This is a genomic window from Pseudomonas sp. B5(2017) (genome assembly GCF_002112825.1).
In the GTDB taxonomy this organism is placed as follows: domain Bacteria; phylum Pseudomonadota; class Gammaproteobacteria; order Pseudomonadales; family Pseudomonadaceae; genus Aquipseudomonas; species Aquipseudomonas putida_Z.
Window position 1 is genome coordinate 165,934 of sequence record NZ_NEIR01000012.1, and the last position, 26,974, is coordinate 192,907.

Sequence of the window (26,974 nt, forward strand, 5' to 3'; positions counted from 1 at the left end):
GCGGGTAAACCCGCTCCCACAAGAATTGCGTGATCCCATGGGCAACGCGATACCTGTGGGAGCGGGTTCACCCGCGAAGAAGCCCACGCCGCATCCGAAGCCGGTCTATCCAGATCAGCATGACACTGGCATACACCGACACCGCCAGAAACAGCGCCATGCGCACGGCAAAGGCGCGGTACACATCCTGCCCGCCCGCGCTGTCCTGCACCGACTGCCCCAGCAAGATCAGCATGGTCGTCAGGCAACTCACCCAGTACGCCGGGCTTTGCCTGGTATCCACTGCACGGTAAAGCCTGCGCCCCTGCCAGAGAACGAACAGCAGCACCCACAGGAAAAACATCCACAGGTGCACGAACAGGCTCAACGCGCCCCACATCAGTATCGCCAGCAACCCGGCAAGCAAGGTCGAGCCGATCAGCTCGCGGCTGGCATGCCGCGCGCGGGTTTCGCCGGCCTGCTGCCCCAGGCTCACTGCCTTCATGATCAGCGGCATGTACTGGTCCGGTGCGATCAGCGCCAGCAAGAAGGCCGGCATGACGATCAGCGTGGCACGCAAGGCGACCCAGCTCACCTGGTCACTGTCGAGCAGAGGCGGTGCCGGTTGCGCCGGCGCATCGGCCGGTTCGGGAAACAGCACATGCGCTGCCGCGGTACCCAGCACCGCCAGCAGCATGCCTTTGGCCAGCGCTTCGACCACCGACAGCGCCAGGCTGAAGTCGCTGGTGCCGGCAGCAGCGATCATGGTCAGGCCGATCACCAGCAAATTGGCCAGCAGGCCGTTGCCGCCCTTCAGCGCATAACGCAAGGTCAGGAAAACCCCCACCCCCACCAGCAACACCCCACTCATCGGGGCATGGCGCAACAGCGGAATCAGCAGCAGCCCGCTACCGCAGGCAAGCAGCACCAGCACCGCCAGGGCCGGGGCCGCACGCAGGGGCAAGGGCTGGCTGCGCATGGCCAGCAACAACACCGCGAACACCGGCGCCAGGATCGGCACCGGCAAGCCGATGCCGAAACTCACCGCCAGGCACAGCGCCACGCCCCAGGCCAGGCGCAGGGCGCGCAGGCGGCGCAGCTCAATAGGCATACGACAGCCAGCTCATCAGCCACATGAACAGCCGGCCCAGCAGGTTCAAAGGGTTGCCCTCGGTTGGCAGGGCCATGACTTCGGCCTGGCCGCCGACCCGCAAACCGCTCTTGTCCTGCAACTGGTCACGCTCCAGTTCGACGATCACCGGGAAGCGTTGCGCCGAGCGCAGCCACTCGCGGCTGTTCTGCACGGTCGGCAACGTGCCCGGCGGGTTGCTCTGGCCCACGCTCACGCCGTAGCCGATGCTGCGAATGCGCCCCTTCAACACCGTGCCGGGCAGCGCATCGAGCACTACCAGCACCGGGGTTTCTGGGCGCAGCCGACCGAGGTTGTTTTCGGTCATGTCGGCACTTATCCACACGTCATGGATGGCGATCAGGGTCATCATCGGGCTGCCGGCGCCGACATAGTGGCCAACGTCGGTGCGCAGGTCGGTGATCAGCCCGTTTGCATCGGCGCGTACCACGGTGCGCGCCAGGTCCAGCCGGGCTTTTTCCACATTGGCCGCCGCGCTGCGCAGTTGGGCGTTGTCGTCCTGCGCCCCGCCCTGCTGCTCACGGGCCCGCTCCACTTCGGCACGGGCTGCCGCGACCTGGCTGATGGCCTGGTCGCGGTTGGCCTGGGCGCCCTCCAGGCGGCGCACCGATACCGTGCCCGGGTCTTCATCGATCAGGCGCTTGAGCCGCTCGGCGTCCTGCCGCGCCTTGCGCTCGTTGGCCTGGGCCGCCACCAGCGCCGCCTGGGCCGAGTCGATGCCAGCGGTGTGGGCACCGATCTGCCGGCGTACCGTGTCCAGGTCGGCTTCGGCGCGGGCCAGGGCGATGCGGTACTGTTCCTGGTCCAGTTCGAACAGCACATCGCCCTTGCGTACTTCCTGGTTGTTGCCCACCGCCACACGCTTCACCTGCCCGGCCACCTCGGCACTCACCGGCACCACGTAGGCCTGCAGGCGGGCCTGCTGGGTATAGGGCGTGAAACGGTCGGCCAGCAGGTACCACAGCAGGCTCACGGCAATCAGCAGCAGCACCCAGCGCATGCCGCGATCGGGGGCTGGCGGGGGTGGCGTCGGCGTAGCGTCGCTCATTTCGTTTCACCTTGTGCATGTGCGCTGGGGGCTGGCTCGTCGAGCAGTTCGCCCCAATCTGTGCGTTGCTGCATCTGCTGGCGGGTGGCCGGGTCGATCGGTGCGCGGCTGGCGTCCCAGCCGCCGCCCAGGGCCTTGTACAACGTCACCAGGCTGCTGACGGCATTGCCGCGGCTGACCAGGTAGCCGTCCTGTTGCTGCAGCAGCAGTTGCTGGGCGTCGAGCACACGCTGGAAGTCGGCAAAGCCTTCGCGGTACTGCGAGCTGGCCAGGCTCAGCGAGCGCTGCGCGGCCTGCGAGGCCTGGTCGCGGATGCTTGCGCTCTGCAGCGAGCGCACCAGCCCGCTGGCGGCATCGTCGGCCTCGCGGGCGGCTTCGCGCACGCCCTGGTGATACAGCTCGATCAACTGCTGCAAGCGGGCATCTTCCACGCGCACGGCGTTCTTGCGCCGGCCGTAGTCGAACGGGTTCCAGATCAGGCTGGGCCCGGCGGCGATGTCGAAGGTATCGGGCAGGTGATTGGCCGTGACGAAGCTCCAGCCGATGCTGCCCAGCAGGCTCAGCTGTGGATAAAGGTCGGCCTCGGCCACCCCGACCAGCGCCGACTGCGCCGCCACCGCCTGCTCGGCGGCGCGGATGTCCGGGCGGCGCTGCAGCAGGCTGGCGGGCACGCCCTGCAGCACGGCACGGTCCGGCAACGGCAACTGGCCGTGGCCGGCATCCAGCTGTGGCAGCGGCCCGGGCGGCCGGCCTAGCAGCGAGCACAGCACATTGCGCAGGGCATTGAGCTGGTTCTGAAACTCGGGGATGGTGGCCTGGGTAGCCAGGTACTGGGTGCGCGCCTGTTGCCAGTCGAGTTCGTCGTTTTCGCCATGACGGAACAGCCGCTCGGTTATCTCCAGGCTGCGCGCCTGGCGGCGGGCGTTTTCTTCGGCGATATCCAGCCGCGCCTCGGTGGTGCGCAGGGCAAAGTAGGTGTCGGCCACCTGCGCACGCAACAGCAGCATGGCATCGGCGTAATTGGCCTGGGAGGCGAAGTAGGCGGCGTCGGCGCTTTCGATGGCGCGGCTGAAGCGCCCCCAGAAGTCGATTTCCCAGCCGATGTCGAAGCCCGCGCTGGATTGCCAGAACACCGAGTCACGCGCGGTGGCAGTGCCGGACTGGTCCTGCTTGAGGTACAGGCTCTGGGCGCGCAGCTGCTGCAGCTGTGGATAACGCCCGGTCTGCACGATGGCCAACTGGGCGCGGGCTTCGGCAATGCGCAAGCCGGCCACGCGCAGGTTGCTGTTGTTGGCATCGGCCTCGGCGATCAAGGCATCCAGGGCCGGGTCGGCGAACACGGCCCACCACTGGCGCAGGTCGGGCGCCGCGGCCTGCTGCCCGGCTTGCTCCAGCAGCGGGGTGTTCCAGGTGCTCAGCCACGGGTCCTGCGGCGGCTGGAAATCCGGGCCGACCTGGGTACAGCCCACCAACGTGGCAGCCAGGCTCAGTGCACAACCACAGAGGCGTCCGGGCATGGCAGGCCTTGGCTCACGCCGACGGCTCGACGGGGTTTTCCGGCACCTGCAGCGCCACCCATTGCCAGAACAGTACATAAGTGACGCCCAGGATCACCGGGCCGATGAACAGGCCGATGATGCCTTTGACCACCATGCCGCCCAATGCCCCGATCAGCACCACCGGCATCGGCACATCCACCCCGCGCCCCAGCAGCAGCGGCTTGAGCACGTTGTCGGCAAGCCCGGCGACGAAGCTGTAGATGGCGAAGATGATGGTCGCCACGGTAAAGCCTTCGACGTTGAAGATGTAGATGATCACCGGCACCGTGATCAACGTGGCCGGTGCCTGGGCAATCCCCAGCATGAGGATGACGATGGCCAGCATCCCGGCCCCCGGTACCCCTTTGATGACGAAGCCGACACCGATCAGCAGCATCTGGATGAAGGCAATGCCGATCACGCCCTGGGCCACCGCGCGAATGGTGGCGGTGCACAGCTTGGCCAGTGGCTTGCCGCGCTCCTCGCCCGACACCCGCATGGCTATGCGCTGCGCCGCGATTTCGCCGCGGTCACCGAACGCCATGATGATGCCCGAGACGATGATCGCCGCGATGAACAACAGGAACGCGCCGCCTGCGCTGGCTGCAGCCCCCAGCACCGTGCGCCCGGCATCCTTGAGCTGGGGCATCCACTGGTTCAGCACACCGGCCATGTTTTCCGAGGCTGCCAGCCACAGGGCATGCACCTTCGGCCCGATCAGCGGCCAGGCCGCCACCGAATCGGGAGGCGCCGGCACGCTCCAGGCCCCGCTTTTCAGCAGCGTCACCAGGCTGTCCACCGACTCGCCGATGGACATCACCACCAGGTAGATCGGCACCAGCAGCACGACCAGTACCAGCAGAACCACCAGCGTCGCCGAAAGCCCGTCCTTGAGCCCTGTGCGGCGCTGGATGCGGCAATACAGCGGGTACAAGGTCACCGCCAGGATCACCGACCACAGCATCAGCTCCAGGAACGGCTGGAACGTCTGGAAGGCGAATATCACCAGGGCAGCCACCAGGCCGGCCTTGATGAGCACATCGAGCAAGCCCCGCGACAGGCGGCTGTCCAGCTTGATACCCGGTTGCATGCTTCACCTCCGAACTATACGCGCGCCATGTGGCGCGATTCAGTGGCCCGCTTCAGGGGTTGCCTGTGTGGGGCTGTCGTCACGCAACTGCCGCGCCAGGGCCATCATTACCAACGGCACTACCGCCATCGACAAGGTGATGGCCAGCACCAGCAGGTCATGCACCTGCTGCGCCAGCACCTGATGGTCCAGCGCCAGCTTGAACACCACGAAGGCAAACTCGCCGCCAGAGGCCAGCACCACGCCCAGGCACAGCGCCTGGGCCTGGTTCAGCCCACCCGCCGTGCGGCCCAGGCCATACAGCAGCGGCAGCTTGATGACCACCAGCAGCAGGGTCAGCCCCAGCACCATTAACGGCATGCCGAACAGCAGGCGCAGGTCGGCGCTCATCCCCACACCAACGAAGAACAACCCCAGCAGCAAACCCTTGATGGGCTCGATCTGGGTTTCCAGTTCGTGGCGGAAAGGTGACTCGGCCATCAACACGCCCGCCAGAAATGCCCCCAGCGCCATGGACACGCCCACGTGCTCCATCACCCAGGCGGTGCCCAGCACCACAAGCAAGGCGGTAGCGGTCGACAGCTCGGGCAGGCCCGAACCGACTGTCCAGTTGAAGACAGGGGTCAACAGGTAGCGGCCAAAGATGATCAGCACACCTATGCCAACCACCACCGCCAGCACCGGCCAGGCACCTTCGTCGGCGGTGCTGACATCACCACCGAGCAGCGGCACCACGGCAATCAGCGGGATCGCGGCAATGTCCTGGAACAGCAGGATCGCCACGGCCAGGCGGCCGTGCGGCTTGCCCAGGTCCTTGCGCTCGGCCAGTACCTGCAGGCCAAACGCGGTGGACGACAGCGCCAGGCCCAGGCCCAGCACGATGGCAGCCGGCTTCGACTGGCCGAACAGCCAGTACGCCAGCAGGCCAAGCACCACAGCGCTCAGGCCCACTTGTAGCGAGCCGACGCCAAACAGCGCCCGGCGCATGCTCCACAAACGCCGCGGCGACAGCTCCAGGCCGATGACGAACAGCAGCATCACCACACCCATCTCCGACAGGCGTGCCACGTTATCCGGGTTGTTCAGCAAGCCAAATACCGATGGCCCTATCAGGATGCCCGCCAGCAGATAGCCGGGCACCGCCCCCATTTTCAGACGCTGCGCCAGCGGTACCAGAAGCACCACGGCCAGCAGGAACACCACCGTCGCCTGCAACAGGCTGCCATCATGTGGCATAGGCTCGCACCCTCGCTGCTCCTCGTGGGGAGAGATCAGAAACGCTCTTCGACGACTTTGAACGGGTAGTTGACGGCCTTGTATTTGCCGATCTTGCCGCGCTTGGGCAACTTCACCAGCCCGTCGCGGGTAAGGTCCTTGTAGGGAATGCGCGTCAGCAGATGGCTGATGATGTTCAGCCGGGCACGGCGCTTGTCGTTGGAATGGGCCATGAACCACGGTGCCCAGGACGAATCGGAGGCGGCGAACATGTCGTCGCGGGCCCGGGTGTATTCATCCCAGCGGGTGTACGACTTGAGATCCATCGGCGACAGCTTCCACAGCTTGCGGCCATCGTTGATGCGGTCCTGCAGGCGGCGGGTCTGCTCTTCGGCGCTGACCTCCAGCCAGTACTTGATGAGGATGATCCCCGACTCGACCATCATCTTTTCGAACAGCGGCACCACGGTGAGAAACTTGCTGCTCTGTTCTTCGCTGCAGAAGCCCATCACCCGCTCGACACCGGCGCGGTTGTACCAGCTGCGGTCGAAGATCACTACCTCGCCCGCGGCAGGCAGGTGGCCCAGGTAGCGTTGCACATACATCTGGGTCTTTTCCCGCTCGGTCGGTGCCGGCAGCGCCACCACGCGGAATACTCGCGGGCTGACGCGCTCGGTAATGGCCTTGATGGTACCGCCCTTGCCGGCGCCATCGCGGCCCTCGAAGACAATGCACACCTTCAGGCCCTTGGCCACCACCCATTCCTGCAGCTTCACCAGCTCCACATGCAGCTGCTTGAGTGCCTTCTCGTACGCCTTGCCGCCCAGTTTCTCCGGCTGGTCCTTGAGGTCTTTTTTCCTGGACGACTTCGACATGGCACTCTCCTGAGGGCGAATGAAGAGTCAGTATGGTCGATCCATGGCAGTTTGCCGCTTCGCTTGTGGATTTCGCAGGCTTGCTTCTATCTCATTGATTCTGCGAGTGCTGGTGAGTGTTCCAGGGAGGGTGTGGGAGCGGGTTTACCCGCGAATGCGTCATTGAAGCTACCGACGCATTCGCGGGTGAACCCGCTCCCACAAGGCACGGGGGTGCCTTCGAGGCCGGATTACTTGGCCAGTTTGTTGTAGCTGGTCATCAGGTTGCGGTAGTCCGGAATATGGTTGGAGAACAGGGTCCCCAGCCCTTCGATGTCGTTGCGCCAGTCACGGTGCAGTTCGCAGGCCACGCCGAACCAGGTCATCAGTTGCGCCCCGGCGGCCTCCATGCGCCGCCAGGCCGAGTCACGGGTCAGTTCGTTGAAGGTGCCGGAGGCATCGGTGACGACGAATACCTCGAAGCCCTCCTCCAGCGCCGACAGTGCCGGGAAGGCCACGCACACTTCGGTCACCACGCCGGCGATCAGCAACTGCTTCTTGCCGGTGGCCTTGACGGCCTTGACGAAGTCCTCGTTGTCCCAGGCGTTGATGTTGCCAGGCCGGGCGATGTACGGGGCGTCGGGGAACTGCTCTTTCAGTTCGGGCACCAGCGGCCCGTTGGGGCCGGTCTCGAAACTGGTGGTGAGAATGGTCGGCAGCTTGAAGTACTTGGCCAGGTCCGACAGGGCCAGGACGTTGTTCTTGAAGCGGTCGGGGTCGATGTCCCTTACCAGCGAGAGCAGGCCGGTCTGGTGGTCGACCAGCAGCACGGCGGCGTTGTTCTTGTCCAGACGCTTGTATTGGAAGGCCATGACGGTTCTCCTTGCTTCAGCGGGTTGGACTATCAGCGTAGGCAAGGATGCGGGGTGGGGGGGACCGTCAGTCGGTTCGCCTGCCGAGGCCGGCGATGGGGCCGCATGGCGGCCCCTGCAATGCTCAGCCGAGCACCTTGCCAGCCACCTCATCGACCGCCGCCCTGGTGATGGCGACGATCTTTTCGGCATCCTCCTGGTCCAGCACCAACGGTGGTGCAAAACCGAGAATGTCACCATGCGGCATGGCCCGGGCGATCATCCCGCGCTCAAGACACGCTGCCGATACCTGTGGCCCGACTTTCAACGCCGGGTCGAACGCCGTGCGCGCCTCGCGATCGGCCATGAATTCGACCGCGCAAAGCATGCCGTCACCCCGTACTTCACCTACCAGCGGGTGGCCTTCGAAGGTTTCGCGCATGCGCCGGTTCAGGTATGCCCCCACCACTTCGGCATTCTCGGTCAGGTTCTCGCGCTCGAGAATATCCAGGTTGGCCAGCGCCGCCGCCGCGCAGATCGGGTGCCCGGAGTAGGTCCAGCCGTGGCCCATCGGGCCGGCCTTCTGCGAGCCCTCTTCGATCACGTTCCACACCTTCTCACCAACGATCACTGCCGACAGCGGCGCATAGGCGCTGGTCAGGCCCTTGGCCGTGGTGATCAGGTCCGGGCGGATGTCGTAGCGCTGGCTGCCCATCTTCGAGCCCAGGCGGCCGAAGGCGCACACCACTTCGTCGGCGATCAACAGCACGTCGTAGCGATCGAGCACAGCCTGGATCGCCTTCCAGTAGCCCTTCGGCGGCACGATGATGCCACCAGTGCCCATCAGCGGCTCGCCAATGAACGCGGCGACGGTGTCGGGCCCTTCGGCCAGGATCAGTTGCTCCAGCTCGTCGGCGCAATAGCGCACGAAGGCCTGCTCATCCATGCCGGCCGGTGCCTTGCGGTACCAGTGCGGGCAGACCGTATGCTTGACGCCCTCCACCGGCAGGTCGAAATGCTGGTGGAAGCTGGGCAGGCCGGTAAGGCTGCCGGTCATGATGCCCGAGCCATGATAGCCGCGGTCGCGAGAGATGATCTTCTTCTTGAGTGGGCGACCGAGGATGTTGTTGTAGTAGCGCACCAGCTTGACCTGGGTCTCGTTGGCATCGGACCCCGACAGGCCGTAATAGACCTTTTTCATCCCGGCCGGCGCCCAGTCGATGATGCGGCTGGAAAGCTCGATGATCGCCTCGGTCGAGTGGCCGACGTAGGTGTGGTAATACGCCAGCTCCTTGGCCTGGCGATGGATGGCGTCAGCGACCTCGGTACGCCCGTAACCGATGTTCACGCAGTACAGGCCAGCGAAGGCGTCGATCAGTTCGCGGCCTTCATGGTCACGCAGGCGGATGCCCTCGGCACCGGTGATGATCCGGCCCTTGAGCGCGCCGCTGGCGTGATCATGGGCGTGGGTCGAGGGGTGCATGAAGTGGGCGCGGTCCTGTTCGAACAGCTGGCTGAAATCTTGGCTCATGGCAAACACTCCTTAGAACTGACCGTGGTGGTGCAAGCAAACGTATTTGGTTTCGACGAAGGGTTCGAAGCCCTCGCTACCGCCTTCGCGGCCAAGGCCCGAAGCCTTCATGCCGCCGAACGGGATGGGGTGGCCGGTGAACTTGACGCCGTTGATCGCCACCATCGCGTGGTCGAGCCGGCGCACCAACGGGTGCACGACATCGAGGCGGTTGCCGACGATGTAGGCAGCCAGGCCGTACTCGGTGTCATTGGCCATGGTGATGGCCTGCTCCAGCGTGTCGAACGGCATGACCCCGGCAATCGGCGCGAAGTTTTCTTCCTGGTAGATGCGCATCGCCGGCGTGACATCGGCGAGCACCGTCGGCTGGAAGAACCAGCCACCCAGCGCATGACCCTCGCCACCGACCAGGCGCCGGGCGCCACGCTGCAGGGCGTCCTCGACCCGGGCCTGGGTGGCATCGAAGGCGGCCTGGTGCATCAGCGGGCCGACCTCTGCCGCCGTCTCCTCGCCATCGACCATCGCCGGGCCAACCTTCAGCGCCCGCACCGCTTCGGCGAAGCGCGCCAGGAATGCTTCGTACAACGGCCGCTGCACCATGATCCGGTTGGCCGCGCAGCAGTCCTGGCCAGACGTCTGGAACTTGGCGGCCACGGCCACCCGCACGGCCAGCTCCAGGTCGGCATCGGCGCAGACGATGAACGGCGCGTTGCCGCCCAGCTCCAGCGCCACTTTCTTCACATCCTGAGCCGCGGCTTGCAGCACCAGCTTGCCGACCCGGGTCGAGCCGGTGAAGCTGACCGCCCGCACGCGGCTGTCGCGCACCAGGGTTTCCATGGCCATTTGCGGCTCGCCGATCACCACGTTGAACACCCCCGGCGGGAAGCCGGCGTCCTCTGCCAGCTGGGCCAGGGCCAGCGCCGAGAACGGTGTTTCGTGGGCCGGCTTGACCACCACCGTGCAGCCGGCCGCCAACGCCGCAGCCGCCTTGCGGGTGATCATGGCGCTGGGGAAGTTCCACGGGGTGAGCAGCGCGCAGACCCCGACGGGCTCCTTCAGCGTACTCAGCTGGGCACCCGGAATATGGCTGGGGATGGTCTGCCCGTTGAGGCGCCGGGCCTCCTCGGCAAACCAGGGGATGAAGCTTGCCGCATAGGCGATTTCACCGCGTGCTTCGGCCAGCGGCTTGCCCTGCTCCTCGCTGAGAATGCGCGCCAGAGCCTCCTGGTGCTCGAGCATCAATTCGGCCCAGCGCCGCAACAGCGCAGCGCGGCTGTCCAGGCTCTGCTGGCGCCAGGCCGGGAAAGCCCGCTGGGCGGCATCCACCGCGGCGACGATCTGCTCATGGTCGAGCAGCGGCACATGGCCGATGACCTGGCGGTTGGCCGGGTCATGCACGGCGACGCTGTTGCCACTGTGGCTGTGCAGCCATTGGCCATCGACGTGGCACAGGCTGTTGAATGGGTAGTGGTGTGACATGACTGTTCTCCATACCTCGTTGTCGTGGCGCCAGGTTCAGGCCAGTACGTCGGCGATAACCGCCAGGGTGTCGCCGCACTGCACCAGGCCGGGAAAGTGCCGGGCTGCGAGCAAGCCATTGCGTCGGGCGCGGTACTCGACCGGGGCGCTGCCGGTGCGGCGGATGTCATGGATACGGGCGATCACTTCGCCCTGGCTGACCGTTTCGCCCAGGTCGCGGCACATCTCCAGCAATCCGTCGTGCTCGCTGGCGATGAAGCAATCGCCATCGGGCATGTCCAGCAGGGTTGTCTCGCCCTGCTCCACTTCGCCGGCGAGGATGCCGGCGTGGATCAGCACATTGCGCACGCCGCGCTCCGCCAGGGCCACGCTTTTCGCAGTGGAGGTGCCACCACCGCCCAGTTCGGTGGTGATGAACACCTTGCCCTGCTCTTCTGCCGCGGTGTCGTACATCGCCTGCGCATCCAGCTCGAGCATGCGCATGCTGTAGGGCGCGGCGAAGGCCTGCATGCCGGCTTCACAACGGGCCTGCTGGGCCTTGTCGGGCAGCACATGGCATGCAGCGAACGGCAGGAAATCGAGGGTGCGACCACCGGAGTGGATGTCCAGGACAATATCGGCCAACGGCAGCAAGGTGCGGCGGAAATAGTCGGCGATCTTTTCCGTCACGCTGCCATCAGGCCGGCCAGGGAAGCTGCGGTTGAGGTTGCCCCGGTCGATCGGCGAGGTGCGGGTGCCCGCCTGGAACGCCGGTGTGTTCATGAACGGCACGATGATCACCCGCCCGCTTACCTGCCCGGCCTGCAGCTGCTGGGCCAGCTTGCTCAGCGCCACCGGGCCTTCGTATTCGTCACCGTGATTGCCCCCCGTGAGCAAGGCTGTCGGGCCATTGCCGTTCCTGACCACCGTCAGCGGAATCATCACCGCCCCCCAGGCCGAGTCGTCACGCGAGTACGGCAGCTTGAGGAAGCCGTGCTGCACGCCATCCTGCTCGAAATCCAAGGTACAGGTGATGGGGTTGGCCACCGTGGCGGCGGCCTGTGCGATCGCATTCATGGGTCAGTCCTTCACGAACAGCTGGCGCGGCACGTTGCACAGGGTCTCGACCCCGGTCTCGGTGATGAGGATGCTTTCGGTGATCTCCAGGCCCCAGTCATCCATCCACAGCCCCGGCATGAAGTGGAAGGTCATGCCCGGTTGCAGCACGCTGGTGTCGCTCGGGCGCAGGCTCATGGTGCGCTCGCCCCAATCTGGCGGGTAGCTGATACCGATCGGGTAACCACAGCGGCTGTCCTTGTGTATGCCGAACTTCTCCAGTACGCGGAAGAACGCCCTGGCGATGTCACCGGTGGTGTTGCCTGGCCGCGCGGCATCGAGGCCGGCCGCGATACCTTCGACCACCGCCTTTTCGCCATCGAGAAAGTGTTGCGGCGGCTTGCCCAGGTACACGGTGCGCGACAGCGGGCAGTGGTAGCGCTTGTAGCAGCCGGCAATCTCGAAGAACGTGCCGGCGCCGCGGGTGAACGGGGAATCGTCCCAGGTAAGGTGCGGCGCGCTGGCATCAGCGCCAGTCGGCAGCAACGGCACGATGGCCGGGTAGTCGCCGCCATGGCCATCGACACCGAGGATGCCGCTGCGGTAGATCTCGGCCACCAGCTCGTTCTTGCGCATGCCGGGCTCGATGCGTTCGAGGATGCACCCGTGCATCTGTTGGACGATGCGCGCGGCGATACGCATGTATTCGATTTCCTGCGGCGACTTGACCGCCCGCTGCCAGTTGACCAGCCCGGCTGCATCGCTGAAACGCGCCTGTGGCAGGTGCTTGCACAGCGCCTGGTAGGCCGCCGCGCTGAAGTAGTAGTTGTCCATCTCGACGCCGATGCTCAGGCCGCCCCAGCCCTTGGCCAGAATCACCTCCTGGCACAGGTAGTCCATCGGGTGGCGCTCGCGTGACTGCACATAGATGTCCGGGTAGCCGACGATGTTGTCGTGCTGCATGAACACCGTGCGCCTTGCGCCATTGGCGTCCTGGCCGCGGCCAAACCAGATCGGCTCGCCATCGAGCGCCAGCAGCACGCACTGGTGCACGTAGAACGACCAGCCGTCATAGCCGGTGAGCCAGGCCATGTTCGATGGATCGGTAACCAGCAAAAGCTCCAGGCCCTGTGCCTGCATGGCCGCGCGGGTCTTGGCCAGGCGCTGGGCGTACTCCTGCCGACCGAACGGCAGGTTGACCACTGTCTGTGACATACGGATGCCCTTCTTGTGAGTGGGTTGTGAAAACTGTCAGCTGTGAAACGCCAGGCCTTTGTGGGCGGCAATTGCGCATTCGAAGGCAAGGTTGGCGATGGCGGTGTCCTGGGCCCCGGTGCCGGTCAGGTCGCACAGGGTGACCTCTTCGGCCTGCACACGGCCCGGGTGCAGGCCGGCGATGATCTGGCCCAGCTCGGAATGAATGGCCTGCTCGCTGACCGCGCCAGCGCGCAAGGCGTGGTGCAGTTCGCCCAGCACGCGGGTCTGGCTCAGGCGGTCGGCGACATAACGATCAAGCCGGGCCAGGGCCGTGGGCGCGATCTCGTTCTTGTGCTCGGCATCCGAGCCCATGGCAGTGATGTGCAGCCCCGGTTGCAGGTGATGCGGCTGGATCAGCGGCTCGCGGCTGGGGGTGCAGGTGATGGCGATATCGACCGCCTGCATGGCCTGGTCGACACTGTCGCAGGCCTGTACCTGCAGTTGCCCATCACGCCCCAGGTCGTCACATAACGCTGCGGTTCTCTGCGCATCGCGCCCCCACACCTTGACCTGCTCGATCGGCCGCACCAGGCGCAGTGCCTGCAGCTGCAGGCGTGCCTGTTCGCCACTGCCGATCAACGCCACGCTGCGGCTGTCCTGCCGCGACAGCCAGCGTGCAGCTACCGCACCGGCTGCAGCGGTACGCACGGCGGTGAGGTAGCCATTGTCGAGGAGCAAGGCATCGAGCAGGCCAGTGCGGGCCGACAGCAGCATCATCATGCCGTTGAGGCTGGGCAGGCCAAGCTTGGGGTTGTCGAAAAAGCCTGGGCTGACCTTGATCGCGAAACGCTCCAGCCCAGGCAGGTAGGCGGTTTTCACGTCCACCTCGCCGTTGTGCTCGGGCACATCCAGGCGCAGGATCGGCGGCATTGCCACCTTGGCCGTGGCAAGCAGGGCAAAGGCCTGCTCGATGGCATCGATCGCGTTGCGGTCGAGGGTGATGCAGCTACGCAGGTCGGCTTCGCTGAGCAAGGTGATGGCCGGCATTCGAATACCTCCAGTGAAGGAAACGTGAATTTCAGGCGTCGCCGCCGTTGATGACGCGCTGATGCTGTGCGCTGTCGACGTTGCGCCCGCTGACCACCACCACGACCGGGCCGCGGGCCGTCACCAGGCCGTCGAGCAGCGCGGCGATGCCGACTGCGCCGGCACCTTCGAGTACCAACCGTTCGTGCTGGTAGGCGTGGCGCATGCCATTGGCGATCGACGCTTCCGGCAGCAGGTGGAGTTGGTCGAGCAGACGCTGGGTCATGCTCAGGGTGTGCTGGTTGCCCAGGCCGATGCCGCCACCAAGCGAGTCGGCGAGTGTCGGCAGCTCCTCTACCTCGACTGGCCTGCCGGCCTGCAGGCTGGCGTACATCGCCGCACCGCGCTGCATGCTGATGCCGTGGATGGTGATCGCCGGCTTGATGCCTTTCATCGCCAACGCCACACCCGCGAACAGGCCACCACCGGAGAGCGGAATCAGCACATGCTCCACCTCGGGCAACTGCTCGATGATTTCCAGGCCCAGCGTGCCCTGGCCGGCGATGACCTGAGGGTGATCGAAAGGTGGAATCAGCGTTGCGCCCTGTTGCTCGGCATGTTGTTGCGCGGCCTGCTGTGCATCGTCCTGGGAGTGGCCGACGATGCACACTTCGGCGCCCAGGTCGCGGATGGCCTGGACCTTGTTGGCTGGCACCAGTTGCGAAAGAAACACGGTTGCCTTCACGCCCAGTTGCGCAGCAGCGTGGGCCACCGCCCGGCCGTGATTGCCGGTGGAGGCCGTAACCACGCCGCAAGCGCGTTGTTCCACGCTGAGTGCGGCGATGGCATTGCTGGCGCCGCGCAGCTTGAAGCTGCCGGTGGTCTGCAGGGCTTCGAGCTTCAGGTAGACCGGCATGCCCAGGTGCCGCGACAGGCTGGGGGAAAGTTCCAGCGGCGTGCTGCGCACCAGGCCGTGGATACGCTGGCGGGCGAGGTAGAGATCGTGAAGCGAGAGCGCTGACATGACCGGGACCCAACAAGTGAGCTGATGTTGGGCGGAGTGTATGAGGCGAAAATTGTCGTGATGAATGTACTAGGGCAATTTGCCGGGGAATTTGTTTTTGCCTGTACCGGCCTCTTCGCGGGTAAACCCGCTCCCACAGGAATCGCGCATTTCCTGAACCTCGCACGGAACCTGTGGGAGCGGGTTTACCCGCGAAGAGGCCGGTACAGGCCGCTCAAAGCTCGTGGATCTGCGGATACTGCCCGAACAACTCCCGCATATCGCCAAAGGCCTGGCGCAGCTTTGCCCCGGAACACTCGGCGCCCACGCACAAGCGCACGGCCCGTGGCCGCGGTGTACCGCGCACCAGGAACGGCTCCGGCGGCGTCACCGCAATCTGCCGGCGGCGCAAGGCACGCACCAGGCTGTCCACTTCCCAGCGCTCGGGAATGTTCAGCCACGCCCCCAGGGCATGCGCGTGCTGACCACGCACATAATCCCCCAGGTACTCACGCAACAACGCCTGACGCTCGCCCAGCAAGGTGCGCTGCAGCGCCACCAGCTGCGCCGCGCGCCCATCGTTGATCCAGCGCGATGCAATTTCCGCCACCAAGGGCGTGGCCATCCAGCTGTTGACCCGCAAGATGCTCTCGGTGCGCAGCGCCAGGCGCTTGGGCATGGCCAGGTAGCCCACGCGCAGGCCGGTAAGCACCGACTTGGTCATGCTGGTGCAGTAGAACGACAGCTCCGGCGCATAGGAACTGAGCGGCCTGGCATGGCTGCCACCCAGCAGCGGCCCGTAAACGTCATCTTCGATGATATGCACGCCAAAGCGCCGGGCAATTTCGGCAATCTCCTGGCGGCGGCTGTCGGGCATCAGGCTGACGGTCGGGTTGTTGAGGTTGGGTGTACACACCAGCGCGGTCACCCGCTCGTTGCTGCAGATGTCCTCGAAATGCTCCGGGTTGATACCCTCGCGGTCCATCTCCAGGCCTTTGAGGGTAAAACCGAGCACCTGTGAATTGCCGATCACGCCATGGTCGGTCAACCCCTCGCACAGCACCACATCATCCGGCCCGGCCAGCGAGGCCAGGGCCAGGAAGATGGCGTGGGCGGCGCCGTTGGTGACCAGCACATCGTCACGCTCGACCTGCATGCCCAGGCCGGCAAGCCAGCGCACCGCGGCCTCGCGGTGGCTCTCGAAACCGGCGATGGGCCGGTAGGCATGGATCCACGGCTGCTCCTCTTCCACGGCCAGCTCGGCGCAGGTGTCGCGCCAGATGCGCTCATGCACCTGGGTGTGCAGGATGCGGGTGATGGAGAAGTCGACCAGGGTACGCTCGGGCAGGTCGATGATGTCATCCGACACACGGTCGCTCATGCGCCGGCTGACGAAACTGCCACGGCCGATCTCGCAACGCACCAGGCCTTGGCGCTCCAGTTCCTTGTAGGCATTGGTCACGGTCTGCACGCTGATGCCCAGGGCATCGGCTACCTGGCGCTGCGGTGGCAGGCGCTGGTCATGTACCAATACGCCGCGCTCGATCTCGCCGGTGACGGCCTGGACCAGGATCTTGTATTTGGACTCGCCGATGCGGGCGGCGTCCAGGGCTGCCTTCCAACTGTGCATCATGATGTTCGCTTCACTTGCCGGGGCCAGGGTCACAGCATCCCCCGTACAAGTGCTTCGGGCAATTGTCCTAGTGCAATGCAATGGCCGTTTCAGCTTTTGTATGCTCGGCCCAAGGTCGAACTCCCGCTGCCCGGCAGCTTCGAACAAAAGACCGACCTGCTTTCGCTGTTTTGCTCCACTGCCTCCTAACACAGAGCCGTCGATGACGGTTTTTATAACAAACAGGAGCTTCATTGATGAGCCAGCCTTTCAACGTTCCACGCCCCTTCCAACGCCTGCTGATGGCCTGTGCCACCTTCGGTGTGCTTGCCAGCGCCCAGGCCGCCAGCCTGGACGAAATCAAGGAAACCAGCCACATCCGCATCGGCTACGCCAACGAAACCCCGTTTGCCTTCACCGAGACCGATGGCCGGGTAACCGGGGAGTCACCGGAAATCGCCAAGATCATCTTCGGGAAAATGGGCATCAAACAGGTCGATGGCGTGCTCACCGAGTGGGGTTCGTTGATCCCGGGCTTGCGCGCCGGGCGCTTCGATGTGATTGCCGCCGGCATGTACATCACCCCGGCACGCTGCAAGCAGGTGATCTTCACCGACCCGCAGTACGCCCTGCCCGACACCCTGCTGGTGGCACAGGGCAATCCGAAGAACCTGCACAGCTACGCCGACATCGCCAGGAACCCGGACGTGAAGCTGGCGATCATGGCCGGCACGGTCAACCTCGCCTATGCCCGCGACTCCGGCATCACGGATGCGCAGATCCTTCAGGTGCCGGACACCACCGCCCAGTTGCAGGCCGTGCGCGCCGGCCGCGCCGATGCTGCCGTGGGCACCCAGCTGACCATGAAGGGCCTGGCAAAAAAGGGGGGCGACAAGGTCGAGGCGATCAGCGACTTCACCGATGACCCGGCCCACACCGGCTACGGTGCCCTGGCCTTCCGCCCCGAGGACAAGGCCCTGCGCGACGCGGTCAACGCCGAGATGAAGAAGTGGCTGGGCAGCGAGGAGCATCTGAAGACCGTCGCGCCGTTCGGCTTCGACCGCAGCAACGTGACTGACAAGACCGCCGCCGAGCTCTGTGCCCAGCAGTGAATCGAGGTGGCATGGCGCTTGCCGTGCCATTCCCTGTGTAATCCGATTATTCAGGTCGAACCATGGGTGAATTGATACCGTTGTTACTGCAAGGCGCCTGGATCACCATCCAGGTCACCTTCTTCGGCTCGCTGCTGGCCATCGTCGCCGCGATCCTCGCCGCCCTCGGCCGGCGTTCGTCATGGCGGCCATTGAGCTGGCTGTGCGTGGCCTACATCGAGCTGTTCCGCGGCACCTCGTTGCTGGTGCAGTTGTTCTGGCTGTTCTTCGTATTGCCGCTGCCACCGTTCAACCTCGAACTCAGCGCCTACACCGTGGCCATCGTCGGCCTCGGGCTGCATATCGGTGCCTACGGTGCCGAAGTGATGCGCGGGGCGATCAGCTCGGTGGCCAAGGGGCAGTACGAAGCCTGCACCGCGCTGAACATGCCCGCCACCACCCGCTTCCGGCGGATCATCCTGCCGCAGGCATTGCTGGCGGCCATCGCACCTGGCACCAACCTGCTGATCGAACTGCTGAAGAACACCTCGCTGGTGTCGCTGATCACCCTGTCGGACCTTAGCTTCCGCGCCCGTCAACTGGACCAGGCGACCTTCCAGACCCTGGAAATCTTCAGCCTCACCCTGCTGCTCTACTTCGTCCTGGCGCAGGTCATCAACTTCCTCATGCGTCGGGTCGAACGGCGCCTGAGCCGCGGTCGACTGCGGGGGAGCCTGTCATGAATTTCTGGGACTGGAACTACGTCGCGCAAATCCTGCCCGACTTGCTGCAGGCGTCGCTGAAAACCCTGGGCATCACCTTGGTTGGCTTCCTGATCGCAGTGGTGCTGGGCCTGTTCCTGGCCATCGCCCGACGCAGCCACCAGGCCTGGCTGTCGTGGCCGGTGGCATTGCTGATCGAGTTCATCCGCAGTACGCCGCTGCTGATCCAGGTGTATTTCCTCTACTACGTGCTGCCCAACTACGGGGTCAACATGACGGCCATGCAGGCCGGCATCATCGGTATCGGCGTGCACTACGCCTGTTACCTGGCCGAGGTTTACCGCGGCGGCCTCGACTCGGTGGCGCGCAGCCAGTGGGAAGCGGTGGTCGCCCTCAACTTCGCGCCGTGGACCGCCTACCGGGCAGTCATCCTGCCCCAGGCGATTCGGCCGATACTGCCGCCGTTGGGCAACTACCTGATCGCCATGCTCAAGGACACCCCGGTGCTGTCGGCCATCACCGTGGTGGAAATCATGCAGCAGGCCAAGAATGTCGGCTCCGAAAGCTTCCGCTACCTCGAGCCGATCACCCTGGTCGGTCTGTTCTTCCTGGCCTTGAGCGTCGCTCTGGCCTACCTCGTTCGGCGCCTTGAAGTGCGCCTGGAGCTCCGCTGATGATCGCCCCTGTGACCCACTTCGCCACTGCTATCGCCACCCAGCCGCTGGAAACCCACATGCCCACACCGGCCATTGCCCAACCGATCGTCAGCTTCAAGGACGTGACCAAACGCTACGGCAGCTTCACCGTGCTCGACGGCCTCAACCTCGATGTCGCCCCCGGCGAAAAGGTGGCGATCATCGGCCCCAGCGGCTCGGGCAAGTCGACGTTGCTGCGGGTACTGATGACGCTTGAGGGCATCGACCAGGGCATGATCGAAGTCGATGGCGAATCGCTCACCCACATGCCCGGGCGCAACGGCGCGCAGCTCATCGCCAACGAGCGCCATGTACGCAAAGTGCGGGCGAAGATCGGCATGGTGTTCCAGAGCTTCAACCTGTTCCCGCACATGAGTGCCTTGCAGAACGTGATCGAGGCCCCAGTCCAGGTGTTGGGCGTGAAGCCGGCCGAGGCGCGCGAACGGGCTGCCGAGCTGCTGGAGATGGTTGGCCTGGGCAACAAGTTCGAGCATTACCCGTCGCAGTTGTCCGGTGGCCAGCAACAGCGCGTGGCGATTGCCCGGGCGCTGGCGATGCGGCCCAAGGTGATGCTGTTCGACGAAGTGACCTCGGCGCTGGACCCGGAACTGTGTGGCGAGGTGCTGAACGTGATCCGCCGGTTGGGCAGCGAGCACAACCTGACCATGCTGATGGTGACGCATCAGATGGGCTTTGCCAGGGAGTTCGCGGATCGGGTGTGCTTCTTCTACAAGGGGCAGATCCACGAACAGGGGACGCCGGCGCAGATCTACGAAAACCCGCAACAGGAGCGGACCCGGGCGTTCCTCAGTGCAGTGCGGGAGGCAAACTGACCGACGATTGTCGCGTCAGTACTCGCGCCGCTTGCGAAACGCCCAGCGCCCCACCAGCACGGTGAAGGTCGCCACCAGCGCCACCAGCACCCAGAAACCATGGGGGTTTTCCGCCAGCGGCACACCCCCGACGTTCATGCCGAAGAAACCGGCGATGATGTTGATGGGCAGCGCCAGCACGGTCACCACGGTCAGGGTGAACAGGGTGCGGTTGGTCTGCTCGTTGAGCTTGGCGGCGATTTCTTCCTGCAGCAGCTTGATCCGCTCACCGAGGGCGGTGAGGTCGCTGATCACCAGGGTGAACTCTTCTGTGGCCGCGCGCAGCTGGCGTATGTCCTGTTCCTGCAGCCAGTCGGGCGGCCGGTTGAGCAGGCGCAGCAGCGCCCCCGGCTCCAGCGCCAGCAGGCGCTGCAGGCGCACCAGCACCCGGCGCATGCTGCCCAGTTCGGCGCGGTTGTCGCTCAGGCGCTGGGACAGCAACTGGTCTTCGATGCGGTCGACGCTGGTGGTGGTTTCACGCACGATCTGGGTCAGCACATCGCCCTGGTCGCGCAACAGATGGACCAGCAACTCGATGGATGAATGAAAGCGCTCGCCATGCTTCACCGACGAGCGCAGCTTGTCCACCGAATGCAGCGGCTGCAACCGCGCGCTCACCAGCAACTGGCTGCTGGCGCAGGCCCACAGCGTGGAGATGTCCGAGGACACCAGGCCGAAGTTGAACACCACATCGTTGACCACTGCCAGCAGCGCCGAGTCGGCGTGTTCGATACGGGTCGAGCGCGAACCTTCGCGCAGGGTTTCGAAGAAGGCTTCGGGCAACTGCAGGTGGGTGCGCAGCCAGCGTTCGCAGGCAGCGTGGGCCAGGTTCAGGTGCACCCACAGAAACTCGCCAGGTTCCAGCGGCTGGCCGAGCGTGCGCAACAACTGCGCCGAATCGATTTCGCGCCCCGGCTGGCCAGGGCGGAAGGCGAAGGCGTAGAGCAGGCCGAACAGGTCGTGGTCCTGTGGCAGATGCAGCGCGGGATGGCCCATTCGAACTCGCAATGAGGCACGGGGAGATGGCAGAAAGGTTGCGGAATATTCGTTGCAGTCAGATGACAGCTGGATAGCTGAAAGCCCTTTGGGCTGCGCTGTCGCGTAGAGAGCCGAATTCACAAGCGGTCCGCATACCCTGTGGGAGCAACTGTCTTGCTCAAATTCTAAAAGTTGGCGCAATCCCCTGTGGGAGCGGCTTTAGCCGCGAAGAATCCAACGCGGTGCCTGGCACCGGCTGCGCCGGTGTTCGCGGCTAAAGCCGCTCCCACAGGGTCCCTGCTAATTCAATGAGTTATGTGCAGCCTTATGAGAACGGGCACGCCCGCTCCCACATGATGCGCGGCGCGAAACCTGAGAAAGCGCAGCCATCACTTCACAAATTCCTGAACTGATTATTTGCCCGCAGCGATTTTTCCCCTCGCCAACCGCCACCAGAATCGCTTCACCACAATCACAAGAACCGTGAGGCCACTCCCGTGGACCAGACACTCCAGGTACGGCAAGCCGCCGCCGACCTCGTTGCGGCGTTCGCCAGCAACGACACTGCTCGCTATTTCGCCTGCTTCAGCGAAGACGCCACCTTCCTTTTCCACACCCTGCCGCAACCGCTGCTGTCGCGCCATGCCTACGAGCAACTCTGGGCCCAGTGGCAGGCCGACGGGTTTGCGGTGCTCGCCTGCGAATCGGGCAATGTCCAGGTGAGCCTGCAAGGTGACGTGGCGATCTTCATGCATGATGTGGCCACGCACATCCGCATCGCCGGCGAAGAACACCAGTTGAGCGAGCGCGAGACCATCGTCTTCCGCCGCCACGGCGAAAGGTGGCTGGCCTGCCACGAGCACCTGTCGGTCGTATCGCCGGCCTGATCATCCATTTACGCGGCCCTGCCGCCCTGCCATCGCACCCACAATAAGGCCCGCGTACTGCGCCGGCCCACAACAACCGCGCTGGAGCATCACCATGAGCCACTCGACCGGTATCGAGACCAACGGCGTCGAACAGATCCCCGACGATCAACGCGACGCCTCCCCGCTGGACCTGTTCCGCCTGATCTTCGGCGGCGCCAATACCTTCGCCACGGCCGTGCTGGGCAGCTTCCCGGTGCTGTTCGGGCTGTCGTTCCAGGCCGGTGTGTGGGCGATCCTGCTCGGCGTCGGCGTGGGCGCGCTGATCCTCGCGCCCATGGGCCTGTTCGGCGCGCTCAACGGCACCAACAACGCGGTGTCGTCTGGGGCGCACTTTGGCGTGCACGGACGCATCGTCGGTTCGTTCCTCTCGCTGCTCACCGCGGTGGCGTTCTTTTCGCTGTCGGTGTGGAGCTCGGGCGACGCCTTGGTCGGCGGCGCCAAGCGCCTGGCCGGCCTGCCGGAAACCGACCTGACCCTGGGCCTGGCCTATGGCCTGTTCGCGGTGCTGGTGCTGGTGGTGTGCATCTTCGGCTTCCGCTTCATGCTGTGGGTCAACAAGATTGCCGTGTGGGCCTCGAGCCTGCTGTTCCTGCTGGGCATCGTTGCCTTTGCCGGGCCGTTCGATGCCGGTTACGCGGGCAGCGTAAACCTCGGCCAGGCGGGCTTCTGGGCGGCATTCGTCGGTGCGGCGATCCTGGCCATGAGCAACCCGGTGTCGTTCGGTGCGTTCCTCGGCGACTGGTCGCGCTACATCCCGCGTGAAACGCCCAAGGCGCGCATCATGCTGGCGGTGATCGCGGCCCAGGGCGCGACACTGATCCCGTTCCTGTTCGGCCTGTGCACCGCCACCCTGGTGGCCACCCAGGCACCGGACTACATCGCCGCCAACAACTACGTCGGTGGCCTGCTGGCGGTGGCGCCAAGCTGGTTCTTCCTGCCGGTGTGCCTGATTGCGGTGATCGGCGGCATGTCCACCGGCACCACGGCGCTGTACGGCACCGGCCTGGACATGTCCAGCGTGTTCCCACGCCTGCTCAGCCGTGCCGGCGCCACATTGCTGATCGGCGTGCTGGCGATCGGCTTCATCTTCGTCGGCCGCTTCACCTTCAACCTGGTGCAGAGCGTGTCGACCTTCGCCGTGCTGATCATCACCTGCACCAGCCCGTGGATGGTGATCATGATCCTCGGCCTGATCACCCGCCGCGGCTTCTACCATGCCGACGACCTGCAGGTGTTCACCCGCGGCCAGCGTGGCGGCCACTACTGGTTCCTGCATGGCTGGAACTGGCGCGGCATGGGGGCGTGGATCCCCAGCGCGGCGGTGGGCCTGTGCTTCGTCAACCTGCCAGGGCAGTTCGTCGGCCCGCTGGGCGACCTGGCCGGCGGCATCGACCTGAGCCTGCCGGTCACCCTGGGGCTGGCCGGCGTGCTGTACCTGCTGCTGCTCAACCTGTTCCCCGAACCTGCCGGCGTGTATGGCCCCCAGGGCCCGCGTTGGGTGCGTTGCAAAAGCACCGCGCACACGCCGGTAACCACCGCCGAAATGGCCTGACTGGAAACCGACCATGACCACTTCCCACTACATTGCCGGCCGCTGGGTCGAAGGCCAGGGCAGCGACTGCATCAGCGTCAATGACCCGGCCCTTGGGCAACCGTTTGCCGAACTGATGGCCGCCAGCGTCGCCCAAGTAGACCAGGCCGTGACCGCTGCCCGTGGCGCCCTGCCCGCCTGGAAAAACACCAGCGCCAGCGAACGCGCCGCCTACCTGCGCGGCTTTGCCGAACAGCTCGGGCAGCGCCGTGAAGCGTTGATCGCCTTGCAGATGCGCAACAACGGCAAGCCACGTCACGAGGCGGAAATCGACCTGGACGATGCCATCGCCACCTTCGGCTACTACGCCGAACTGGCCGAGCAACTGCCATCGAAGAACCGCGATGTGCCGTTGGCTGCACCGGGTTTCAGCGCTCGCACCCGCCTGGAACCGGTGGGCGTGGTCGGCCTGATCGTGCCGTGGAATTTCCCGCTGGTGACCAGCGCCTGGAAGCTCGCCCCGGCCCTGGCCGCCGGTTGCACCGTGGTGCTCAAGCCATCGGAAGTCACCCCGCTGATCGAACAGGCCTACGGCCAGATCGCCGATGCCCTGGGGCTGCCGCCCGGGGTGCTGAACATCGTCAACGGCAAGGCCGAGACCGGTGCTGCGCTGAGCAACCACAATGGCCTGGACAAGCTGTCGTTCACCGGCAGCAACAGTGTCGGTAGCCAGGTAATGCGCAGCGCTTCGGCGCAGTGCCGGCCGGTGACGCTGGAGCTGGGCGGCAAGTCGGCGATCGTGGTGTTCGATGATTGCGACGTGGGCCAGGCGGTGGAGTGGATCGTCGCCGGCATTACCTGGAACGCCGGGCAGATGTGCTCGGCCACTTCGCGGCTGCTGGTGCAGGACGGCATTGCCGATGCATTGCTGCCGCGTTTGCAGGCCGCACTGGAACAGCTACGGGTCGGTAATCCATTGACCGAAGAGGTCGACATGGGGCCGCTGACCAGCCAGGCGCAGTGGCTGAAGGTGGCCGGCTACTTTGCCACGGCGCGGGAAGAAGGCCTGCAGTGCCTGGCCGGTGGCAAGGCGCTGGACCGTGATGGCTGGTTCGTCAGCCCGACGCTGTATGCCGATGTGCCGAAAGACAGCCGCCTGTGGACCGAGGAAATCTTTGGCCCTGTGCTGTGCGCGCGTCGCTTTGCGACCGAGGAACAGGCGATTGCCGAGGCCAACGATAGCCGCTTCGGGCTGGTGGCTACGGTGTGCTCCGCCGACCTGGAGCGCGCCGAGCGGGTGGCCGATGCGCTGGAGGTTGGCCATGTGTGGATCAACTCGGTGCAGGCGGTGTTCGTCGAGACCTCGTGGGGTGGCACCAAGGGTAGCGGAATCGGGCGTGAGCTGGGGCCTTGGGGGTTGTCGGCCTACCAATCGGTCAAGCATGTGACGCGTTGTCTGGGTTGAGATTTCCGGGGCCGCTTTGCGGCCCTTTCGCCGGCAAGCCATGTGCCATCCCTGTGGGAGCTGGCTTGCCGGCGATCGAGGGCGAAGCCCTCGCCTTGCCCCCCTCAGATGTAAGACTTTTCCCAACCTGAAACCAAATGCTTCAGCTGGAAGTAGCTTGGGAATTATCCTACCCGCGCCGCAGCCGTTTCTCTGTTGTTGAACAGGTGCATCAGGGCTAATTTCCCTGGGTCGTCACAAATGGCGACCGGGTGTGAGAGCCCGTGCTGATCTGGTTGCAACCTCAACGGTAGCTGTGCGCGGGCAGGCTTGGTCCTGGCCGGGTTCCTAGGTCTCCGGTCTCTCACCCCGCGTACGGCTGCCACCCGATCCTGTGAGAGGGAATGGGGTGGTAGCTCCTGACCGACCTAGGGAAACGCAATGAATAAACTTGTGCCCGATCCACCTGTAAAACCTGGCTCCCGCCCGTTCTACACCATCAACAACGACTTGCCCTCACCCGAGGCACTGCGATACGTCTCGCAGTTGCTGCTTGGCATCGAGGACACCCTCGACGAATACATCTGCGCCAACGCTGGCGAACCGGGCATCGGGTTGTTGGTCAATACCGTGCATAACGTGCAAATGACCCGGGCGCTCAACCAGTTGCTGTTGAACCGCGAGTAAGGCCTGGAATTGATGCCGGGCTCACCGGCCTCTTCGCGGGTAAACCCGCTCCCACAGGGATAGCGCAGGCCTGAAGGGCAGCACCGTACCTGTGGGAGCGGGCTTGCCCGCGAAGAGGCCGGTACAGGCTTCACAGGATATGTCGCAAAAATACCATTTCGAGAACACGTTTGGTAAACATGTCGCTGGCAGCGACACATTGACAAAACGTGTCGCTGAAATCACAAAATAGCGACACATTCATTTCCGATCAGGCGCTCGTGTATGACTGCTTCCCACCTACCCTGGCAGGCCGGCAAACCGTTCAATCAGCTTCCTGCCTTGCCACCAGCCGCTGAACTGGAAACACGGGCAGTGCTCAAACGCTGCATCGAAGCACGTACAGCCTTGGGGGAGCTGAAACAGGCCGCTGAACTGATCCCGAACCAGACGATGTTGATCAACACCCTACCGTTACTGGAGGCCAAAGACAGCTCGGAAATCGAAAGTATCGTCACAACGACTGACATGTTGTTTCAACACGCACAAGATAGTGACGGACATGCAGACCCCGCCACCAAGGAAGCGCTGCGCTACCGAACCGCTCTGTATCGTGGTTTCCAGTCACTTTCCGAACGCCCCCTGTCCACTGGGACAGCAGTCGAGATCTGTCGTACGCTGAAAGGCGTGAACATGGACGTACGCCGTGTTCCAGGCACACAGCTCGCCAATGACCGCACGGGCGAAGTCATCTATACGCCGCCAGAAGGTGAAAGCCATCTACGCGACTTGCTCGCAAATTGGGAGCGTTTCCTGCACAACGAAACCGAGCTGGACCCTCTGGTGCGCATGGCCGTGGGGCACTATCAGTTCGAAGCTATTCACCCATTCTCCGACGGCAACGGTCGTACCGGTCGCGTGCTCAATATTCTGTTTCTCATTGAGCAAGGTCTGTTGAACCTGCCCATCCTTTACCTGAGCCGTTTTATCATCGCCAATCGCAACGACTATTATCGACTGCTACTTGATGTTACGCGAGAACAAGCCTGGGAGCCTTGGTTGTTGTACATGTTGAGTGCGGTCGAGCAAACCGCTAGATGGACAAGCGCCAAGATCACCGCTATCCGCAGCCTTGCCGAGCACACCACTCAATATGTACGCGAGCGATTGCCTAAAATCTACTCGCGCGAGCTGGTCGATGTCATTTTTGAACAGCCCTATTGCCGTATTGGCAACATCGTTGAAAAGCAGATCGCTCAGCGACAGGCCGCATCACGCTATCTACAAGATCTGGCGGGAATAGGCGTCTTGCAGGAGATGCAAGTAGGCAGAGAAAAGCTGTTCATTCATCCAAAGCTGATGCAGCTGCTGGTCCGTGACAGCAACGAATTCAGATATTACGAATGATCACCCCATCCGATATTGGATTGGGTAGTAA

Annotated in this window: 24 protein-coding genes; 9 read left to right on the forward strand and 15 right to left on the reverse strand. The window is 64.5% G+C overall.

All coding sequences use genetic code 11. The features are described 5' to 3' along the window. Positions 1 to 67 precede the first annotated feature (67 nt). The 14 genes from CAG00_RS19145 to CAG00_RS19210 form a co-directional block, all read right to left on the reverse strand. A complete protein-coding gene (locus tag CAG00_RS19145) occupies positions 68 to 1,090 on the reverse strand; it encodes a DUF2955 domain-containing protein (protein ID WP_085665065.1) in 1,023 nt (340 codons plus the stop codon). Continuing rightward, positions 1,080 to 2,177: an HlyD family secretion protein gene (locus tag CAG00_RS19150; protein ID WP_085665066.1), complete on the reverse strand. Its 1,098-nt coding sequence runs from the start codon at positions 2,175 to 2,177 to the stop codon at positions 1,080 to 1,082. The genes CAG00_RS19145 and CAG00_RS19150 overlap by 11 nt, the downstream gene beginning before the upstream one ends. Then, positions 2,174 to 3,694, reverse strand: a complete 1,521-nt coding sequence (locus tag CAG00_RS19155; RefSeq protein WP_085665067.1) for an efflux transporter outer membrane subunit — start codon at positions 3,692 to 3,694, stop codon at positions 2,174 to 2,176. Before CAG00_RS19155 ends, CAG00_RS19150 begins: the two co-directional genes overlap by 4 nt. Before the next feature lie 13 nt (positions 3,695 to 3,707). Continuing rightward, positions 3,708 to 4,805 (reverse strand): AI-2E family transporter, encoded by a 1,098-nt coding sequence (locus CAG00_RS19160; RefSeq protein ID WP_025337674.1) that lies wholly within the window; start codon positions 4,803 to 4,805, stop codon positions 3,708 to 3,710. A 39-nt stretch (positions 4,806 to 4,844) separates the two neighbouring features. Continuing rightward, a complete protein-coding gene (locus CAG00_RS19165; protein WP_085665068.1) occupies positions 4,845 to 6,041 on the reverse strand; it encodes a monovalent cation:proton antiporter-2 (CPA2) family protein in 1,197 nt (398 codons plus the stop codon). A gap of 35 nt (positions 6,042 to 6,076) precedes the next feature. Further along, positions 6,077 to 6,895, reverse strand: a complete 819-nt coding sequence (gene ppk2, locus CAG00_RS19170) for a polyphosphate kinase 2 (protein ID WP_085665069.1) — start codon at positions 6,893 to 6,895, stop codon at positions 6,077 to 6,079. Between the two features lie 230 nt (positions 6,896 to 7,125). Further along, positions 7,126 to 7,746 carry an isochorismate family cysteine hydrolase YcaC gene (gene ycaC, locus CAG00_RS19175; RefSeq protein ID WP_010951959.1) on the reverse strand — a complete coding sequence of 207 codons (621 nt, stop codon included), beginning with the start codon at positions 7,744 to 7,746 and terminating at the stop codon, positions 7,126 to 7,128. Between the two features lie 124 nt (positions 7,747 to 7,870). Continuing rightward, entirely contained in the window at positions 7,871 to 9,256 is a 1,386-nt protein-coding gene (locus CAG00_RS19180) for an aspartate aminotransferase family protein (protein WP_085665070.1), read from the reverse strand. Positions 9,257 to 9,268: 12 nt separating this feature from the next. Beyond that, the gene (locus tag CAG00_RS19185; protein WP_025337670.1) at positions 9,269 to 10,735 is read right to left on the reverse strand and encodes an NAD-dependent succinate-semialdehyde dehydrogenase; all 1,467 of its coding nucleotides are present in this window, start codon (positions 10,733 to 10,735) and stop codon (positions 9,269 to 9,271) included. Between the two features lie 36 nt (positions 10,736 to 10,771). Further along, positions 10,772 to 11,791, reverse strand: coding sequence for a N(2)-acetyl-L-2,4-diaminobutanoate deacetylase DoeB (gene doeB, locus CAG00_RS19190; protein ID WP_025337669.1), 1,020 nt, complete (start codon positions 11,789 to 11,791; stop codon positions 10,772 to 10,774). A gap of 3 nt (positions 11,792 to 11,794) precedes the next feature. Further along, positions 11,795 to 12,985, reverse strand: a complete 1,191-nt coding sequence (gene doeA, locus CAG00_RS19195) for an ectoine hydrolase DoeA (protein ID WP_085665071.1) — start codon at positions 12,983 to 12,985, stop codon at positions 11,795 to 11,797. Between the two features lie 36 nt (positions 12,986 to 13,021). Then, a complete protein-coding gene (gene eutC / locus CAG00_RS19200; protein ID WP_085665072.1) occupies positions 13,022 to 14,014 on the reverse strand; it encodes an ectoine utilization protein EutC in 993 nt (330 codons plus the stop codon). Between the two features lie 31 nt (positions 14,015 to 14,045). Beyond that, complete coding sequence (eutB, locus tag CAG00_RS19205; protein WP_085665073.1) at positions 14,046 to 15,017, reverse strand: hydroxyectoine utilization dehydratase EutB; 972 nt, start codon at positions 15,015 to 15,017, stop codon at positions 14,046 to 14,048. A 214-nt stretch (positions 15,018 to 15,231) separates the two neighbouring features. Next, complete coding sequence (locus CAG00_RS19210) at positions 15,232 to 16,626, reverse strand: PLP-dependent aminotransferase family protein (RefSeq protein WP_085665096.1); 1,395 nt, start codon at positions 16,624 to 16,626, stop codon at positions 15,232 to 15,234. A gap of 239 nt (positions 16,627 to 16,865) precedes the next feature. Here CAG00_RS19210 and ehuB point away from each other — a divergent pair, with 239 nt between their 5' ends. The 4 genes from ehuB to ehuA all read left to right on the forward strand — a co-directional run bounded on the left by ehuB (position 16,866) and on the right by ehuA (position 19,949). Continuing rightward, a complete protein-coding gene (ehuB, locus tag CAG00_RS19215) occupies positions 16,866 to 17,720 on the forward strand; it encodes an ectoine/hydroxyectoine ABC transporter substrate-binding protein EhuB (protein WP_085665074.1) in 855 nt (284 codons plus the stop codon). Between the two features lie 62 nt (positions 17,721 to 17,782). Continuing rightward, complete coding sequence (gene ehuC, locus CAG00_RS19220) at positions 17,783 to 18,442, forward strand: ectoine/hydroxyectoine ABC transporter permease subunit EhuC (RefSeq protein WP_015268921.1); 660 nt, start codon at positions 17,783 to 17,785, stop codon at positions 18,440 to 18,442. Beyond that, the gene (ehuD, locus tag CAG00_RS19225) at positions 18,439 to 19,095 is read left to right on the forward strand and encodes an ectoine/hydroxyectoine ABC transporter permease subunit EhuD (protein WP_085665075.1); all 657 of its coding nucleotides are present in this window, start codon (positions 18,439 to 18,441) and stop codon (positions 19,093 to 19,095) included. Before ehuC ends, ehuD begins: the two co-directional genes overlap by 4 nt. Positions 19,096 to 19,154: 59 nt before the next feature. Beyond that, positions 19,155 to 19,949: an ectoine/hydroxyectoine ABC transporter ATP-binding protein EhuA gene (gene ehuA, locus CAG00_RS19230; RefSeq protein WP_075046875.1), complete on the forward strand. Its 795-nt coding sequence runs from the start codon at positions 19,155 to 19,157 to the stop codon at positions 19,947 to 19,949. 15 nt (positions 19,950 to 19,964) lie between these two features. Here ehuA and CAG00_RS19235 read toward each other — a convergent pair whose 3' ends face one another. Continuing rightward, positions 19,965 to 20,984, reverse strand: coding sequence for a transporter (locus CAG00_RS19235; protein WP_024086247.1), 1,020 nt, complete (start codon positions 20,982 to 20,984; stop codon positions 19,965 to 19,967). Between the two features lie 479 nt (positions 20,985 to 21,463). On the opposite strand from CAG00_RS19235, the gene CAG00_RS19240 reads away from it, so the two are divergent. The 5 genes from CAG00_RS19240 to fic all read left to right on the forward strand — a co-directional run bounded on the left by CAG00_RS19240 (position 21,464) and on the right by fic (position 26,943). Then, on the forward strand, positions 21,464 to 21,853 hold the full coding sequence (locus CAG00_RS19240; protein ID WP_085665076.1) for a nuclear transport factor 2 family protein: 390 nt from the start codon (positions 21,464 to 21,466) through the stop codon (positions 21,851 to 21,853). Between the two features lie 94 nt (positions 21,854 to 21,947). Then, on the forward strand, positions 21,948 to 23,447 hold the full coding sequence (locus tag CAG00_RS19245) for a cytosine permease (RefSeq protein ID WP_046616768.1): 1,500 nt from the start codon (positions 21,948 to 21,950) through the stop codon (positions 23,445 to 23,447). Between the two features lie 13 nt (positions 23,448 to 23,460). After that, positions 23,461 to 24,891, forward strand: coding sequence for an aldehyde dehydrogenase family protein (locus tag CAG00_RS19250; protein ID WP_085665077.1), 1,431 nt, complete (start codon positions 23,461 to 23,463; stop codon positions 24,889 to 24,891). A gap of 420 nt (positions 24,892 to 25,311) precedes the next feature. Continuing rightward, the gene (locus CAG00_RS19255) at positions 25,312 to 25,557 is read left to right on the forward strand and encodes a hypothetical protein (RefSeq protein WP_024086246.1); all 246 of its coding nucleotides are present in this window, start codon (positions 25,312 to 25,314) and stop codon (positions 25,555 to 25,557) included. A 264-nt stretch (positions 25,558 to 25,821) separates the two neighbouring features. Further along, positions 25,822 to 26,943 (forward strand): protein adenylyltransferase Fic, encoded by a 1,122-nt coding sequence (gene fic, locus CAG00_RS19260; protein ID WP_085665078.1) that lies wholly within the window; start codon positions 25,822 to 25,824, stop codon positions 26,941 to 26,943. Positions 26,944 to 26,974: the final 31 nt, after the last annotated feature.